Raw genomic sequence first — 17881 nt, 5'->3', positions numbered from 1 at the left:
GCAATGAACACAATAAAAAAACTAACCATAATAGTTCTGATACTATTATTGATAGGTATCATTACCACGCTTTTAATGGGCGGGTTTATGCCTATTTTCAGTATTGCTTTTGGGCTTCTGTTTTTATACTACGCGCTGATATACTTCGTCATCAGATTCTTAAAAAACAATCAACGATATAAATTTATTTTTTACATTCTTTTTATTCTACCCATTTTCTGGGGCATTATAGATTGGGGAGGCTTGGTTGATTTTCTTCTAGAGGGAATTCATCTGGACATGAAATAACCGTAAGGTGAAACCAAGTCCAAGTACCAATAATCAATATTTGGAACTGATAACTATACCAGATAACCTAAAATACTCAAAGGGATTACTTAATATTCTTCAAATTAATCACCTCCTGCTCGGTCAAGTGCCGCCAATGCCCACGTGGTAGATCTTTTTTGGTCAGTCCGGCGAAAATAACACGGTCCAGTTTGGTAACATTATAACCCAAGTGCTCAAAAATACGGCGTACAATACGGTTACGCCCGCTATGGATCTCTACGCCCACTTCGCGTTTTGGTGCTCCTTGAATGTAACTGACACTATCCACGGTAATGGCTCCGTCTTCCAGTTCCAGGCCTGCTTCAATTTTGTGGAGATCGGCCAAACTTAGATTATTGTCCAAATGCACATGGTAGATTTTACGCACGTTGTGCTTGGGGTGTGTCAATTTTTTGGTGAGGTCACCGTCGTTGGTGAACAGTAAAAGTCCAGTTGTATTTCTGTCCAAACGGCCCACCGGCAGCAAACGGTTGTTCGAGGCACTCGAAATCAGTTCCATCACGGTACGGCGTCCCTTTTCATCACTTGTAGTGGTGATAAAGTTTTTGGGTTTGTTCAGCAGGATATATTCCTTCTTTTCCAAGCTGAGTCGTTTGCCATCAAAACGGACATCATCGGAGCGTTTCACCTTAAAACCCATCTCCGTCACCGTTTTTCCGTTTACCGTAACATTTCCAGCAGCAATAAAGGTATCTGCTTCCCTACGGGAACAAATGCCCGCATTGGCAATGTAACGGTTCAATCGAATTTCATCTGGATTGGATGGTTTTTTTGGAGCGTTCTGCCTTGGTTTGGAGGAGAATTTTTTATCAAACGGTTTCTTTCTGTCCCCGCCCTTGAAGTTTTTGGAAGGTCTTCTGCCTTTGTTATTGTCTGATTTCGCCATCAGTCTAATTTTTTGCAAATGTACTCTTTTTAAGTTCCAAAAATCCTAAAGAACAAAGAATTACAAAATTCGGTTCAGTACCACATCCACATCGATCAAAAGGATAGTGAAAACCCCAACAACGATGATAAATTTGATGATGTTGTGCAACCAAACGTAGTGCTTTTTTCCGTTGGCCTTCCAAAGCAGGGCAAGGAACAATATCAACAATGCAATACAGGCTTTAAAATAAAGGTGCATGTAACCCACATCAAAAGTTTTGATGAGCAAAAGTGCCGGCACCAGCGTAAGTCCAATCAAAAAGGTAATGATGAATTTTGACACCTTGGCACCGTGAATAATAGGGATGGTTTTGTAATTCTGTGCCATATCGCCAGCCATATTTTCCAAATCCTTGATCATTTCACGGGACAAAATCAACAAAAATAAAAACAGTGCGTGTACAAAAATTACGGTCTCAAAATTCTGATAGTACACAAACACCACAAAAAACGGGGAAATAGCCAAGGTGGAAGATACCAAATTACCCACAAGTGGAATACGCTTGAGTTTATGAGAGTAAATCCAGATGCCAAAAATATAGGCCGAGAAAAACAGCACCGCTTTGAACGAGATATAGCTTGCTGCGAAAACGGCCAAAAAGTTGAGGATAAAATAGGTGGTCAACTTAAAGCGCTGGCTTACCAAACGGTCCAGCATACTTTTGGCGGGTTTGTTGATCAAATCCTTTTCCGCATCGTAAAAATTGTTGATGATATAACCACTGGCAATGGTAAGCGCTGAAGCAGTAACGATAAGAAATAGGTTTAAATCCAAAACCACATCCCTTAATGGAATATTCGGGGCCAAAATATAAATGGAGGCCAGATATTGGGCCAAGGTAATTACAAGGATATTATATCCTCTCACAACTGAAAACAGACTCAACAGCTTAAAAAGCAAGAGTTTGTTTTTTCTGCTAAGCATGATTTTGCTTTTAGAAGTTGTACACTACTTCCAAGGTGTGTCCTTTAAGTGCTTTTTTGGCTCTTTCCAAGTCTTGGGTGAACCCCAAAATATATCCACCGCCACCAGAACCACAAAGTTTAAGGTAGTAATCGTTGGTCTCGATGCCTTTTTGCCAAAGTTGGTGAAACTTGGATGGAATCATAGGTTTGAAGTGATCAAAAACCACATGCGAAAGTTGTTTTAAGTTCCCGAACAACGATTTTACGTTCCCGTTCAAAAAGTCCTCCACACAAGCGTCGGTGTGTTTGATGAACTGATCTTTTATCATATTTCGGAAACCTTCCTGCTTCATGTTCTCCATAAACAATTGCACCATAGGCGCAGTTTCGCCGGTCATACCGCTATCCAATAAGAACACCGCACCTTTTCCTTCGGTATTTTGGGAAGGAATACTGGTGGATTCAATATTATCTTTGGAATTGATAAGTATAGGTAGACTCAAGTAACTGTTCAATGGGTCCAATCCAGAGGATTTCCCGTGGAAGAAAGATTCCATTTTCCCGAAAATCTTCTTTAATTGAAGTAATTTTTCACGGGTCAGGTTTTCCAAAACCGTGATTTTATCCGTAGCGTAGCGATCGTAAATAGCTGCAACCAAAGCACCACTACTTCCAATACCGTAGCCCTGAGGAATGGAGCTATCAAAATACATTCCATCGGCCACATCCTTTTCCAACGCTTCAATGTCAAAAGAAACCAAGCCTTCTTCCTTTATTTCGAGTACTTTTAAATACTCGGCATAAGCCTTTAGGCTTTTGTTGGATTCTTGCGCCATTTCGGAATCGTTTTTGTCCCATTTAAGCGCCCCTTTGAAAAAATTATAGGGTATGGACAAGCCTTTGGAGTCTTTGATAATGCCATACTCCCCAAACAATAAAATCTTGGAATAAAACAAAGGACCTTTCATATGTGTCTACTAAGATACAAACAAATTTTGTTCAATATTTGATAAATTTCGATAAACAAATCGATTTTATCCTTAAAAACCTGTTTACACGGTCTAAAATCTTGGCAAATAACGTAAAAAAACAGCTTAGCTGTTCATTTTTAGTCGTTTATTTTGATGGCTCCCGACCCTACTTGATCGTGAATGTATTGACCATTCTCACAATGTTCCGCCAATTCATCTTTAATAAAAATCTCTACTTTCTCCTTGTCGGAAGATGGATACAACAAATGCACATTGGCCCCAGCATCCAGCGTAAAGCAAACAGGTGTTTTGGTTGCTTCACGGTATTCCCAAATTTTATTGATGATTTCCAGCGTATCGGGTTTCATCAGCATAAAATAGGGCATACTCGTCATCATCATGGCGTGCAAGGTCAATGCTTCACTTTCCACCAATTTAATGAATTCTTCCAAATCTCCATTGGCCAAAATGGGCTTTAGCTTGTCTAAATTGGAAAATGCCTGTTCAAATCGGTTTTCGGCATAGGGGTGACCGTGCATCAATTGATGCCCCACCGTGCTGCTCACTTGTTTCTGTCCTTTGTGTACCAGCAAAATGGTATCGCAATAACTCTTAAAAACTGGGTTAACCTTAAACGGATATTCCATGCCGTACAAATCGGAACTATTGGGAATGTTCTTGTGCGCACCCCATTGCACCAAGTCACCCTTAATGCTTCGGCAGGCACTCCCCGAGCCCAAACGGGCCAAATAGGACGCCTTTGCGTGGAACAGAGCCTCATCCATAGACGGGTTCAGTTCTTTTTCAATATCCATCAAACACAGGGAAAGGGCTGCCATCCCACTTGCTGATGACGCAATCCCACTACTATGCGGAAAAGAATTGGAGGTTTCAATCGTAAAATGATACGCTTTCAAAAAAGGCAGGTACATTTCAACACGCTCCAAAAAAGTCTGAATCTTTGGTTTAAAATCTGCTTTTTGCTTTCCCTCAAAAATCAAATCGAACGAAAACCCATCGTTTTTTTCCTTCTTCTCAAAAGTCACGGATGTTGTGGTGGCACAGGCATCCAAAGTAAAACTGATGGAGGGGTTGGCGGGAATCTGAACTGGGCGCTTTCCCCAATATTTAACCAAAGCGATATTGCTAGGTGCTTTCCAAGTTACTTTGCCGTTTTCGGGCATTTTTTGATAGGCACCGGGCAAAAAATCTTTTTCCGTCATTTGGAGTGGATGTTTAAACAAATATAAGCAGCAGCAAACTTACTGGAAATCGGATTCAAATAAATTCTTATTTTAGTCGAAGTTGCACCGACCATGAAAAAAAGAATTGTTTACATAACCATAAGCGTTTTGATTTGCCTGGCTATCGGATTCCTTTCCAGCATAGCGACCCAAAGCTCGGTAAACGATTGGTATCTTACCCTCAACAAACCATACTTTACGCCTCCAAACTGGCTTTTTGCTCCTGTTTGGACGGCATTGTACATAATGATGGGGGTTGCCGCAGGGATAGTTTGGTCCAAAGGCTACCACCATGTTTGGGTAAAAACAGCATTGTATCACTTTGTTTTTCAATTGTTGCTCAATGCCTTGTGGAGCATTGTTTTTTTCGGATTGAAAAATCCTCTTGGTGGAATGGTGGTCATTTTGGCTTTGCTGACGATGATCATACTTACCATAAAATGGTTCAAGGTCATTAGCAAACCTGCAGCACTTTTAATGATTCCCTATGTGCTTTGGGTGGCATTTGCCTCAGCACTGAACTATAAAATCTGGGAACTCAACCCTTAACCCGAGGCCATTTCCAAAAGCTTCAACATCGTTTTCTGATTTCGGGTGGTCGCTTCCACTTTTAGCTTCTTTTCAACAACATTATTGTTGAGTTTTGCCTTGCCATAGCCATTTTTACAAAGTAAATACACGCATTTGTCCGTGATATGGTGTCCTTCATTTTCAAAATGAAGTTGATTGAACTCCTTGACCAAATCCTCCTTTGGAGCATTTTTGAGCAAAACATAGTACAATTTGTTTGCTTCCCCTTCTCCTGAAAAAGGATTGGTTTCCAAAATTTGTTTGATATCCTCATCCTGGATCACCAAAGTCGGCACATCAAATCCAAAATGCTTACGAATGCTAGTTGCAATTGTTTCCTGAAGTTTGTTTTGATCGGTCCGTTCACTATTAAAAACAATATTTCCGCTTTGGATGTATGTTTTTACGTTTTTTAGGCCAATTTCTTCCAAAACATCTCGTAACTCCGCCATTTTTATTTTCTTTTGACCGCTTACGTTAATACCCCTAAGCAACCCTATATATGTATTCCCCATAATGACTAATTCAGCACTCGGATTTATTTTAGTAAATTCAAACGCACTTAAAATAACAAAATGAATCAATATATCCTTGCTTTGGACCAAGGTACAACCAGTTCCCGTGCCGTGGTTTTTGATAAAAAGGGAACCATTATCTCCGTAGCGCAGAAAGAATTCACACAAATATTCCCAAAACCTGGTTGGGTGGAACACGATCCCGATGAGATTTGGTCCACACAAGCGGGGATGGCCGCGGAGGCTGTGAGCAAAAAAGGACTCAAGGCGTCACAATTGGCCGCTATCGGTATTACCAATCAGCGGGAAACGGTAGTGGTCTGGGACAGACATACGGGGGAACCTGTTTACAACGCCATTGTTTGGCAAGATAAACGTACTTCGGACTATTGCGATGAACTAAAGAAAGAAGGCAGATCCAATCTAATCCGAGAAAAAACAGGATTGGTCATTGACTCCTATTTTTCGGGCACCAAGGTAAAATGGATTTTGGATAATGTAGAGGGCGCCCGTGAAAAAGCCGAAGCGGGTGATCTAGTAATGGGCACTATCGATTGTTGGTTGATTTGGAAAATGACCGATGGAAGACTTCACATTACAGATGTGACCAATGCGTGTCGGTCCATGCTGTTCAACATCAACACTATGAATTGGGATGATGAGCTTTTGGAACTGTTGACCATTCCCAAAAGTATGCTTCCCGAAGTGAAACAATCCAGTGAAGTTTACGGACACACAACGCCCAATTTATTTGCAACCCCAATTCCGATTGCGGGGATTGCGGGTGACCAGCAGGCTGCATTGTTCGGACAAATGTGCACCAAACAGGGCATGGTAAAAAACACCTACGGCACAGGTTGCTTTATGTTGATGAACATTGGTGAAAAACCGATTGTTTCCAAAAACAACCTGCTTACCACAGTTGCTTGGAAAATCAACGGTAAAACAAGCTACGCGCTCGAAGGAAGTATTTTTATAGCAGGTGCGGTGGTACAATGGCTAAGGGATAGCTTGAATATTATAAAAACCTCTTCCGAAGTGGAAAGACTGGCCAGTTCCGTGGACAGTTCCGAAGGAGTGGTTTTTGTTCCTGCCTTTGCAGGCTTGGGGGCTCCACATTGGAACCAGAAAGCACAAGGCACTATTTTTGGACTTACCCGGGGAAGCACCGATGCCCACATAGCACGCGCCGCTCTCGAGTCCATTGCCTACCAAACCATGGACATTCTAAAAGCCATGGAGGCCGATTCGGGAATTTCCATAAAAGAATTGCGTGTTGATGGCGGGGCTACGGTAAACGATATGTTAATGCAGTTTCAAGCCGATGTATTAAATACTGTTACGGTTCGACCTAAGGTTGTGGAAACCACAGTGATGGGTGCTGCGTATTTGGCAGGTCTGGCCGTTGGTTACTGGGAAAGTCCGGAAGAAATCCAAGATATATGGCAGACCGATGTGCATTTTAAGCCCACAGAAGCGCGTGAAGCAATCGATGAAGGCATCAAAAGTTGGTACAAGGCCATCAAAGCACTGGAATTCTGGACAGAAAACGCTTAATTTTCAAATAACATATACACTAATATTCCCTTATATGACTCCTTTTGTATCTGAAATTGTAGGTACTTTTTTGCTGATGGTACTCGGATGTGGCGTAAATGCCAATGTCTCCCTACAAAAAACCTACGGAAATGGTTCGGGCTGGATCGTAATCTCCACGGGGTGGGCCTTTGCTGTTTACACCGGCGTTGTTGTTGCCGGCCCTTACAGTGGTGCGCACATTAATCCTGCAGTAAGCATTGGGCTTGCTGTAGCTGGTGAATTCCCATGGAGCGAGGTTCCAAGCTATATTTTGGCCCAGTTCATCGGCGCCATGTTCGCTGCATTTTGCGTATGGCTCGTAAACAAAGAGCATTTTAATGCCACTGAGGATGGCGGGACCAAGCGAGGTGTTTTCTGCACTGCGCCTGCGATACCCAATACATTTACGAACCTTTTTTCGGAAGTATTGGGCACTTTTGTGTTGGTGTTTTCCGTACTTTATTTTACCGATGCCGTACTTTCTACCGATAATGCAATTATAGGTTTAGGTTCTTTGGGTGCTTTACCTGTTGCCCTGATTGTTTGGGGTATTGGTCTGTCCTTGGGGGGGACTACGGGCTATGCCATAAACCCAGCAAGGGATTTGGGACCTCGTATTGTCCATGCGCTACTGCCCATAAAAAATAAAGGCAGTAATGGTTGGAGCTATGCTTGGATTCCTGTTATTGGTCCTATTTTGGGCGCGGCAATAGCCGCTTGGGTTGCGCTAGCTTTGCAATAATCCCTTTAGGACGCAATGGCTTGGGCGGCAATGTACGCTCCTGTCCATGCATTTTGAAAATTAAACCCGCCGGTAATTGCATCCACGTTGATGATTTCGCCTGCAAAGTACAGGTTAGGGTGCAATTTACTTTCGAAAGTCTTGAAGTCGATCTCCTTTAAATCCACGCCGCCGGCGGTAACAAATTCTTCTTTAAAGGTACTCTTGCCTTCCACCTTAAAAGATGCGGCTGTCAATTGTTCCGCCAATGCTTGAAGCTGCTCTTTTTTAATGTCGCCCCAACGTTCCTCGGGCGCTATATTCGCTGCTTCCACCAAACGTTTCCACAAGCGCTTGGGAAGTTCGGTTACATTGGTACGCATCACGGTTTTTTTAGCTTCCACGCCTTTCAATTCCTTTAGGTAAGCTTCCATGGATTCTGTGGTGTAATCGGGCAACCAGTTTACCTTTATTCTAAAAGAATAATTGTAATCGTGGAGCATATTGGCCCCCCAGGCAGAAAGCTTCAAAATGGCCGGACCACTCAAACCCCAATGCGTGATCAAAAGTGGACCATCGGCATAAAGAACTGCATCGTCCTTGATCTTACTTTTTAGGTTCAGATTTTTTGTATCGGTATGGAATTTTTTTTTGGAAAGCACTTCCACCGTCGCAAAAGTGCTTATCCCTTGAATACCCTTGATTCTTTCATCAGTAATATTGAATGTAAACAATGAGGGCACAGGTGGAATAATGTGATGTCCCAAATTTTCCAGTTGCTTCCAGATTTTTGGGTTGCTGCCCGTTGTGAGCATCAATTTTTTGGTTTGGTAATGCTTGTTCATTGTGGTTACCTGCCACCCTTCATCCGTTTTATTGATGTCCTTTACAGAACTATTCTTCAAAACTTGAATCCCTAGGCGATTTGCTTCGCCCACCAAACAATCTATAATACTTTGTGAAGAATCGCTTTTGGGAAATACGCGTCCGTCCTCTTCAATTTTAAGGGGCACTCCCCGTTCCTCGAAAAAACCCATGACATCCATAGGAGCATGTTTATGAAAAGGGCCCAAGAGTTCTTTTTCTCCGCGAGGGTAATTAGTGGTCAACTCTTTGGGCAAAAACGCTCCGTGGGTGACATTGCATCGGCCACCTCCTGATACCTTTACTTTGGACAATACGGTTTTACCCCTTTCAAAAATGGCAATCTTCAAATCAGGGGAAAGTTCCGCTATTTGATTTGCCGCATAGAATCCTGCTGCCCCACCTCCTACTATTATGACATCGTACATTACTTCACACGTTCCGGATAATTGGTGATGATTCCATCGACCCCGAACTCAATCATTCTCTTAATATCCTCGGGTTCGTTTACCGTCCAAGTGTATACCTTAAATCCCTCTGACTGGATTTTTGCCGTATTTTCTCGCGTAAGTGCTTTAAAATGTGGGTTTATGGCAACCGCATTGAGTTCTTTTGCAACTTCAATGGCTTCCAGAGGGTCTTTTTCCGTTAATACGGCTATTTTGATATCTTTATTTATGTCCCTAATTGCCCTAAGCTCATCCCATTTAAAACTGGAAATCACAAAATTTTCCAGGCTCCATCCTTCCTTTTCTATATAATAGTTAACAATATGATTGACCCTATTGGCAGTTCCCCCACCCTTAAGCTCAATGTTCAAAGCAACCTTATTGTTCATCAGTTTTAATACATCCTGCAGCATTGGTATTTTATGCCCACCTTGCAAGGTGAGCTGGCGGACTTGAACAATGTTATACTCTTCAATATTTCCCGTGGAATTGGCCAATCTATCCACTTTTTCATCGTGAAATACAACGGTTTCCCCACTGGAAATATTGAACACATCGATTTCAATCATATCAACACCGAGTTCCATGGCTTTTTGTACCGATGCCAAGGTGTTCTCGGTCTCATGGCCCATGGCTCCACGATGTCCAATGACCAATGGTTTGGAGTTTGTCATTTCGCAACTAGTTAAGAGTAGGGTAGCTCCAAGGGCTACGAGTATATTTTTCTTCATTTTGGTTCGGTTTTGAAGGCTAAAAATACAATTTGCAAATGAAAAATATCAATTCCCTACCTTAAAGATATAGGATTGAAGCGGTTCCAGTTCTATCTGGATTTTTCCTTGCCCATGGATCACGGACATTTTCTTTTGCACCGCTCCGTAAAGTTCCTCAGTCAATGGATATTCACCATCGGCCAACAGCCATTTATCCGTTACATCTTCAGGTATTTTGAATTCAAAGGAATAACTTTTATGCTCATCAAAATTGGACAGGATGATGAGTTTTTCATCGGCGGACCATCTTACGTAGGATAGCACCCTATGGTCGTACCCTTCTGTATTATCCTTATTATAAAAGTGAGTTTCCTGGTACTCACCCATCAAGGCTTCACTATTTATAGTGAAATTCAGAAGTCGTTTGTAGAATTCCCTCAAACTTTTTTCCTCTTCGGATAGTTGACCGCCATCAAATTTTTTATTGTTGACCCATCGCTGGTGATGCGGGACTCCGATGTAATCAAAAATGGAAGTCCGTGTTGGACTGCCAAAACCGGCATCTTCTGCAGCAGGCTCCCCCACTTCCTGCCCAAAATAGATCATGGTGGGCGAGGTGCTTATGGTAGCGGAAACTACCATTGCCGGTTTTCCCAATTGAGCATTTCCAACAAAATCGGAACTAGCGATTCGTTGCTCGTCATGATTCTCCAAGAAGTGGAGCATATGGTGCTCTATGTCCGCCATTCCTTTTTGCACTACAGGAATGTGGTCTGTCCACCCATACCCCTTCATAATGTGTTTGATGCTGTCATAGAGCTCAACTTTATCATACAAATAATCCATTTTACCTTGATGTATGTAAGCTCTGTACAAACTTGGGTTGTACACTTCGGCCAATAGGAAAGCATCGGGGTTTTTCATTTTGATATTGGAGTTAAGATAGCTCCAAAATTCTACCGGTACCATTTCAGCCATATCAAAACGAAATCCATCCACACCAAAATCTAACCAATATTGGGTAATGTCCTTAAACTTATGCCATGAGTCGGGCAAAGTTTTGTCCTTCCAAAACTCATAATGGGCCTTGTGATCTTTTTGCCGGTATTCCTCAGGAAGTTCTTCAAAGTCCTTGGTGCCATCGGGACGTATTCCGTAATTGATTTTTACGGTTTCGTACCAATCATTAAAATGAGGTTGTGCCAGTCGGGAGCCATTTCCGGTCCATTTGGCAGGAACTTCTTCAAATCTGGAATCTGTCAACCTATTTCTATCTCCGCCCAGTGGCAGATAACCATCCTGCCATTCGGGAACTTTAAAGGGTTCTCCGGGGATATAATAAAAGTTGTTGTTGACGTCGTACCCCTTGGATGTATCATCCGAAGCACCAAAATCCTCCACGCCCTCAGGATTGGTCAACCCTTCATAATTTCTTGCGACATGATTTGGAACAATGTCAATGATTACTTTTAAGCCAGCATCGTGGGTCCTTTGAATCAATTGTTTGAACTCTTCCAATCGTTTTGATGGGTCGGTTGCCAAATCGGGATTTACGTTATAGTAATCCTTTACGGCATAGGGTGATCCTGCCCTGCCTTTAACCACATCGGGGTCATCATTCGAAATTCCGTAGGCTGTATAGTCGTTAATTACGGCATGATGCGGAACTCCTGTGTACCAAATGTGCGTAACGCCCAAATCTTTTATCTCTGCCAAGGCTTTCTTTGAAAAATCGGCAAACTTGCCCACCCCATTTACCTCAATCGTGCCCCAAGGTTTATTGGTGGTGTTGGTGTTTCCGAAAAGGCGGGTAAATACTTGGTAGACTACTTCTTTCTTTTTCATAGGTAGAGGGGTAGACGTTTGGCCTGGTTTATCTTTGCATGAAATTAGTACGATAGTGGTTAGGAATAGAATAAAGTTAGAAATTGTTCTCATTCCAAAGTTTAGGTAGCGCATAAGGTCAATGTACAATGGAGTCCCTGATCACTAAAGTTGGTTCCAAGATTTTGGTTTGATAGGTTTCTTCCTCGGCTTCGCTCTCTACCTTATCTATCAACATTTTTGCTGACTCTTCCCCCATTTTCTCACCATGCTGGGCCACAACGGTAAGGCTTGGGTTGGCGTATCTGGACAAAACACCATCCGTAAACCCTATAAAAGAAATGTCCTCGGGGATTCTTAACCCTTTCTCCTGCACCAATCGCATGCTGTACACAGCAAATATTTCGTTTACGCAGAGGACGGCGTCAGGCTTTTTGGTATTTAAAAAGTTTTTGATGGAAGCTTCGTCCATTTCCATGGAAGACATTTTCAAAATCATGGATTCATCAATACCCATTGTGGTTTCTCCAAGTGCCTTGCGGTAGCCCTTTGTGCGAGCTTCACTTACGCTAAGGTAGTTCTCGGTAGTAATCAAAGCAATTCGTTTTTTCCCTTGATCTATAAATTTTTTGGTAGCCTGGTAGGCGCCAAGTTCATCGTCTATGATTACCTTGTCACAATCCACTTCGTGGGTTATCCTGTCAAAAAGTACTACGGGAATACCCTGCGCAGTTACCTCTTTCAAGTGATTGTAATCGCCCTTTTGTTGTGTTTCGGAGGAAAGGGACATGATAAAACCATCGATACTTCCATTGGCCAACATTTCCATATTTATGACCTCTTTGTCGAAAGACTCTTCTGACAGACATACAATTACATTATAACCACGGGCATTGGCATATTTTTCAATTCCGCGAATTACGGTGGTAAAAAAGTGGTGTACAATATCGGGAATGACAACCCCAATGTTTTTGGTGCGCTTGTTCTTTAAACTTATGGCAATGTTATTGGGCTTGTAATTGTAAAGTTTAGCAAAGGCCTGTACTTTCTCTTTGGTATCCCTACTGATTTCCTCACTATTCTTTAGTGCTTTGGAAACTGTGGAAATGGACACTTCGAGTTCTCGGGCGATATCTTTTAAGGTAATCTTGGCTTTCAATGATAAAATTTTTGTGACAAACTTATTCCAGGTCGAAAATTACTTAATAATCATACAAAGCCCTGCACAACTCCCGATTTTTTAACAATTGGGGAACAACACTTTTTTCAAGTTATTTATTGAAAAGTTACCGATTAAAAATTAAATTTTTTTATTCCTTCGGTTATTACTAAATTCACAATTCCTACCAACATATTTAAGGATTAAGCAAACAAGTAAACTGAAATTTGTGAAATCTACACTTATTAAAGTTATCAACACGAAACCGTTTTCGTTATATTTTGCAATATACTTAAATTTAGATTAACCTTTTTTTTATATATGTTTAACACTTGAATTAAGATTAACTAAACTTAAATTAATTATTTATGAAGATTACGCTACTAAGAAGCTTTCTTTTGCTTGGAGCATTTTTATGCTTTGGGTTGGTTAAAGCTCAAACAGTATCAGGTACCGTTTCGGACGCAAATGGACCGTTGCCAGGAGCAAGCGTATTGGTAAAAGGTACTACCAATGGTACGCAGACCGATTTTGACGGGAACTATACTCTTAACGATGTGGAAGATACCGCAACATTGGTGTTTAGCTACATTGGTTACAAGACCGTTGAAATAGCGGTAAATGGACAATCCAGTATCGATGTTTCCTTGGAAGAAGACGCACAGGCTTTGGATGAGGTAGTAATTATTGGTTATGGTCAAACCACTGTAAAGGATGCAACCGGTTCTGTAGCCGCTGTAACCTCGGAAGAATTTAACGGAGGTGTAATTGCCTCACCTGAACAATTGATTCAAGGTAAAACCGCTGGTGTACAGATTACTCAAGCAAGTGGTGAGCCTGGAGCCGGAATGAACCTTAGGATTCGTGGATCGAACTCCATTCGTTCCAACAACAACCCACTTTTTGTTGTGGATGGTATTCCATTGTCCGGGGAATCAACAACCCCTTCAGGTGGTGACGTAATCAATGGTAGCAATGCCACCAGAAACCCCTTGAACTTTATCAACCCGAATGACATTGAAAGTATGTCCATTCTAAAAGATGCTTCCGCTACTGCTATCTACGGGTCTCGTGGTGCAAATGGTGTTGTAATCATTACCACTAAAAGTGGTAAAACGGGTCAAGGCGGTGTTTGGGAATTCAATTCCAACCTAAGTATTTCTTCCCCAGCTAATGAATATGATTTATTCAATCGCGATGAGTTCTTGTCGGCTACAGCCGAAATAAGAGGCCAAGCCAATGCAGATGCAGCCGATTATGGCTCCAATACGGATTGGCAAGATTATATCACCAGAACTGTTGCTTCACAAAATCAGAACCTGTCGTATTCCAGAAACTACGGTAGCGGTAATGTAAGGGCAACCTTTTCTTACGGTAAGCAATTTGGTGTGATTGAAAAATCCGCACAAGAGCGTATCACAGGAAGAATAAATGCTAGCCAACGATTCTTGGACGATAAGTTACGTTTGACCCTTCAAGCTTCGCTTTCACGAGTAAACGACGACGCCCCACCTATTAGTGGTACTTCAGGAGCAAGTGGAAACTTAATTGGTGCAGCTTACGCAGCCAACCCAACATGGCCAGCAAGTCCAAGCTTTTTCTTGGAAGGAAACCAGTTGAACCCAGCCAACTATTTGGCGAGCTGGCAGTCCGTTACCAAAACCAATCGTGCCTTGATCAACGTTTCTGCAGAGTACGATATTTTGGATGAGTTGACCGCTAAGGTAAGTGTTGGTTACGACGATTCGGAAGCCGATGCCATTACCTCCATTTCTGCAGACGCAAACAACTTTAACCGTGTTACCGGAAATGGACAAACCGCATTTAACAACTTGAATGCGTCTAGTCAACTTTTGGAAGCAACACTTAATTACCAAAAGGATTTCGACAATTCTTCCTTAGACGTTATTGTAGGTTATTCCTTCCAAGATTTCCGAAGAAGGGGATTCAACTCCCAAGGGTGGCGAGCACCAACGTCCGATTTGAATGCCATGGGTGAACTTTTGATCGAAGATGTGAATAGTATCCGAAACAGTATTGACGGGCCCTACCAACAAGCAGGTTTTGCCCCTAATGGTACTTTTGTGAACAGCATCAATCCTTTTGATGAATCAGCCGAATTAGGTATTTCATCGGGTCAATACACTTCTGTTTGGATAGATACTTTCGATAATACCGATGAATTGCAATCCTTCTTTGCCAGAGCCAACTATAGTTTGATGAACAAGTTTTTATTCACCGCAACTGTTAGGGCAGATGGATCGTCGAGATTCAGTGAAAACAACAGATACGGTTACTTCCCATCTGGTGCCTTTGCCTGGAAATTGAATGAGGAAGACTTTATCGGAGATACCTTCTCTACCTTGAAGTTGAGGTTTGGTGCTGGTATCACCGGTAACCAAGAAGGTTTGGGTTACGCCAACTACTTAAGAAGAGAAAGATTCAATGAGCCTGGAATATCTGACAATGGTGACATAATTCGTCCTGGTTCAGATGTGGTAGCAGTGCAAAACCCAGAATTAAAGTGGGAATCTACATTGGATTTGAACATTGGTATTGACTTTGGTATCAATATGGACCGGTTCAACGGATCTGTTGATGTGTATCGAAAAGAAACTCGGGATCTTTTGTTTAGAAGGGATGCCGCAGCTCCTGCTGCCGACCCATTTGTTTTTAGAAACTTAGAGGATGGCACAGTAATAAACCAAGGTATTGAAGTAGCATTGAACTACGACTTTGTGCAAACAGAGGATGTAACGTTCTCCACTTCCTTTAATGTTGCTTACAATGATAACAAGGTGGAAGGATTGAATGGACTGACTGCTAACTTTGGTGAGTTGAACGGACCTGGACTTACGGATGCCTTTGTCCAACGTTTAGGTGAAGGAAGGTCTTTATTCTCATACTACATGGCCGAATATTCGGAAGACAGCAGTGGCAACCCTAACTTTAATCCTGATGCGAAAGACTTCGTGGACAAAGATGGACTTCCTGATGTGAACGCAGGTCTATCCCTTAACCTTAGGGTGAGAAATTGGGATGCCTCAGCCTTCTTCACAGGGCAATTTGGTTTCCATGTGTACAATAACACGGCCAATGCCTTCTTGAATACGAATACTTTTAACCTGACTTCCAATGTAGACCAAAGGGCCTTGGATGTCAACACCACTCAAGAAATTTCCACATTGTACTTGGAAAAAGGTGACTTTGTTAGGTTACAGAACGCCAATATTGGTTACAATGTCCCGTTAAGTGGCGAGGGTACTCTAAAAAGTCTAAGATTGTCACTTACCGGACAAAACTTATTCTTGATTACTGACTATAGCGGATTGGATCCTGAAGTATCCTCAAGCACTGGAGATTTTGGTACTGGGATTCCAAGTGCTAGTATTGATTATACTGCTTTCCCAAGACCAAGAACAATAACTTTGGGGATCAACGCTAAATTTTAAAAAAAAGAGCAATGAAAAATATTTTAAAACACACAAACAGATATTTGGCACTTCCCCTGCTGGCAGGGGTCATGCTGACTTCTTGTACTGACTTAGAAGTAGAACCTACTGATTCCCGGTTAGCTGATGGCTTCTCAGGTTTGTCATCAGAAGCCTCTACTAGTCAAGTTACTGCGATGTACAACGATTTATATGGTTATTTTGGCACGCAAGCTAACCTGTATGCCTTGAACGAGGTAACCACCGATGCCCTTTTGGTTCCAACCAGAGGAGCTGACTGGGGGGATAACGGAATATGGCGACAATTGCACCAGCACTCTTGGACTCCAGAGCACCAATATATATTAGGTGTATGGAACGAATGGAATGGACTGCAATTAAGAGCCAGTGAAATTTTGGACACACGTTCAGAATCTTCCTCAGAGGCTAATGGGCATGCTTCATTCATAAGAGGCCTTGCTACGTTTATTATCTTGGACAACTTTGGGCAAGTACCGTTTAGAGATACGGAAGCTGCAGATCCCTTGGCAGACCCAGGGGTGTTGACCGGTGAAGATGCAGTCAGTCAAATCATAAGTGATTTGGACACCGCTATTGCCAATCTTCCTACATCTGCTGCAGGAGACGACAATGTGAGAGCTACCAAAGCTGCCGCAAGATACTTGAAAGCCAAAGTGCTATTGAACAGACATATCTATAATGGCTCAGGTAGTGCAGATTCCGCAGATATGAACGAGGTTATCTCCTTAGTTGATGCTATTGAAAATGATGGTTACGAATTAGCCGCTGATTACTTTGATATTTTTGTACCTGGTAGTGATACCGAAACTATTTGGTACGCACAGGCCTCGGCAGGTGCTAGAATTTTTCACACCTTGCACTATAGATCCACAGAATTAGGTGGAGGGGGCTGGAACGGCTTCAGTACCCTGGCCGAGTTTTACGACTTGTTCGAGGGAGATGCCGACAGTAACAGAGGTCTTAACGACGGTACCTTGCAAGATGGACAAGAAGAACGAAGAGGATTTGTTCCTCCAAACGGTGTTCCTTTTGACGGTAGTTTTGGTACAGATGAGAATAGTGATGGGATTGTTGACGGTTCCAACGTAGGTTTCGGGTTCTTAATCGGGCAACAGTACGGGCCTAATGGAGCTCCACTCGAAGATAGAAATGGTAATCCTTTGAACTTTACCAGGGAATTCTTAAGCTCGGTAGATGGACAACCAAGCCTAGTAGATAACAACGAGGTAACCGGTATCCGTGTCATAAAATATAACCCAAGGGACGGTGCATTTAACAACCACATCATTTTCTTTAGATATTCAGACGCCTATTTAATGAAGGCTGAAGCTATGCTGAGAAGTGGTGGAGATCCAACTGCCATGATCAATGAATTAAGAACAATCAGGGGAGCTGCACCTCTTGGAACAGTATCCGAGCAAGATCTTTTGGACGAAAGAGCTCGTGAATTGTATACCGAAGGTTGGAGAAGAAACGATTTGATTCGTTTTGGCCAATACACCAAAGATTGGGATTTTAAAGAAGATGACGCAATAGGAAATGCAGACCGTCAGTTGTTTCCTATCCCTGCCAACCAACTTATTCTTAACCCTAACTTGGTTCAGAACCCAGGCTATTAGAACAGACAAAGTTTAAGT

Annotated in this window: 15 protein-coding genes; 6 read left to right on the top strand and 9 right to left on the bottom strand. The window is 42.2% G+C overall.

The genetic code is table 11. From position 1 onward, the window contains the following. The first annotated feature begins 3 nt into the window (after positions 1 to 3). Positions 4 to 288, top strand: a complete 285-nt coding sequence (locus tag J4E06_RS04580; protein ID WP_349522865.1) for a hypothetical protein — start codon at positions 4 to 6, stop codon at positions 286 to 288. An 85-nt stretch (positions 289 to 373) separates the two neighbouring features. Here the strand turns inward: J4E06_RS04580 and J4E06_RS04575 are convergent, their stop codons facing one another. The 4 genes from J4E06_RS04575 to mvaD all read right to left on the bottom strand — a co-directional run bounded on the left by J4E06_RS04575 (position 374) and on the right by mvaD (position 4357). Then, positions 374 to 1216 (bottom strand): pseudouridine synthase, encoded by an 843-nt coding sequence (locus tag J4E06_RS04575; RefSeq protein ID WP_349522864.1) that lies wholly within the window; start codon positions 1214 to 1216, stop codon positions 374 to 376. Between the two features lie 60 nt (positions 1217 to 1276). Further along, positions 1277 to 2182 carry a geranylgeranylglycerol-phosphate geranylgeranyltransferase gene (locus J4E06_RS04570; RefSeq protein WP_349522863.1) on the bottom strand — a complete coding sequence of 302 codons (906 nt, stop codon included), beginning with the start codon at positions 2180 to 2182 and terminating at the stop codon, positions 1277 to 1279. A 10-nt stretch (positions 2183 to 2192) separates the two neighbouring features. Then, positions 2193 to 3131: a mevalonate kinase family protein gene (locus tag J4E06_RS04565; protein WP_349522862.1), complete on the bottom strand. Its 939-nt coding sequence runs from the start codon at positions 3129 to 3131 to the stop codon at positions 2193 to 2195. Positions 3132 to 3271: 140 nt separating this feature from the next. Then, positions 3272 to 4357, bottom strand: coding sequence for a diphosphomevalonate decarboxylase (gene mvaD / locus J4E06_RS04560; protein WP_349522861.1), 1086 nt, complete (start codon positions 4355 to 4357; stop codon positions 3272 to 3274). A 93-nt stretch (positions 4358 to 4450) separates the two neighbouring features. Here mvaD and J4E06_RS04555 point away from each other — a divergent pair, with 93 nt between their 5' ends. After that, on the top strand, positions 4451 to 4927 hold the full coding sequence (locus J4E06_RS04555; RefSeq protein ID WP_349522860.1) for a TspO/MBR family protein: 477 nt from the start codon (positions 4451 to 4453) through the stop codon (positions 4925 to 4927). On the opposite strand, the gene J4E06_RS04550 is transcribed toward J4E06_RS04555, so the two are convergent. Then, positions 4924 to 5463 (bottom strand): DUF1697 domain-containing protein, encoded by a 540-nt coding sequence (locus tag J4E06_RS04550; RefSeq protein ID WP_349522859.1) that lies wholly within the window; start codon positions 5461 to 5463, stop codon positions 4924 to 4926. The genes J4E06_RS04555 and J4E06_RS04550 overlap by 4 nt on opposite strands. 60 nt (positions 5464 to 5523) lie before the next feature. Between J4E06_RS04550 and glpK the strand changes: the two genes are divergently transcribed. Continuing rightward, entirely contained in the window at positions 5524 to 7020 is a 1497-nt protein-coding gene (gene glpK / locus J4E06_RS04545; RefSeq protein ID WP_349522858.1) for a glycerol kinase GlpK, read from the top strand. Between the two features lie 34 nt (positions 7021 to 7054). Next, positions 7055 to 7783, top strand: a complete 729-nt coding sequence (locus J4E06_RS04540) for an MIP/aquaporin family protein (RefSeq protein WP_349522857.1) — start codon at positions 7055 to 7057, stop codon at positions 7781 to 7783. A gap of 5 nt (positions 7784 to 7788) precedes the next feature. Here the strand turns inward: J4E06_RS04540 and J4E06_RS04535 are convergent, their stop codons facing one another. The 4 genes from J4E06_RS04535 to J4E06_RS04520 are packed head-to-tail and all read right to left on the bottom strand — an operon-like array spanning position 7789 to position 12771. Then, entirely contained in the window at positions 7789 to 9054 is a 1266-nt protein-coding gene (locus tag J4E06_RS04535; protein WP_349522856.1) for a BaiN/RdsA family NAD(P)/FAD-dependent oxidoreductase, read from the bottom strand. Then, positions 9054 to 9806: a glycerophosphodiester phosphodiesterase gene (locus J4E06_RS04530; protein WP_349522855.1), complete on the bottom strand. Its 753-nt coding sequence runs from the start codon at positions 9804 to 9806 to the stop codon at positions 9054 to 9056. The genes J4E06_RS04535 and J4E06_RS04530 overlap by 1 nt, the downstream gene beginning before the upstream one ends. Before the next feature lie 48 nt (positions 9807 to 9854). After that, positions 9855 to 11726 (bottom strand): alpha-amylase family protein, encoded by a 1872-nt coding sequence (locus tag J4E06_RS04525; RefSeq protein ID WP_502877334.1) that lies wholly within the window; start codon positions 11724 to 11726, stop codon positions 9855 to 9857. Between the two features lie 25 nt (positions 11727 to 11751). Next, a complete protein-coding gene (locus J4E06_RS04520; protein ID WP_349522853.1) occupies positions 11752 to 12771 on the bottom strand; it encodes a LacI family DNA-binding transcriptional regulator in 1020 nt (339 codons plus the stop codon). A gap of 368 nt (positions 12772 to 13139) precedes the next feature. On the opposite strand from J4E06_RS04520, the gene J4E06_RS04515 reads away from it, so the two are divergent. Then, entirely contained in the window at positions 13140 to 16223 is a 3084-nt protein-coding gene (locus J4E06_RS04515) for a SusC/RagA family TonB-linked outer membrane protein (protein WP_349522852.1), read from the top strand. Between the two features lie 11 nt (positions 16224 to 16234). Continuing rightward, the gene (locus J4E06_RS04510; RefSeq protein WP_349522851.1) at positions 16235 to 17863 is read left to right on the top strand and encodes a RagB/SusD family nutrient uptake outer membrane protein; all 1629 of its coding nucleotides are present in this window, start codon (positions 16235 to 16237) and stop codon (positions 17861 to 17863) included. The last annotated feature ends 18 nt before the right edge of the window (positions 17864 to 17881 follow it).

Origin of the sequence: Allomuricauda sp. NFXS6 (genome assembly GCF_040148835.1) — a bacterium.
Classification (GTDB): Bacteria; Bacteroidota; Bacteroidia; order Flavobacteriales; family Flavobacteriaceae; genus Flagellimonas.
The sequence above is the reverse complement of the archived record's forward strand: the minus strand, read 5'-3'. Positions and strand labels throughout refer to the sequence as shown.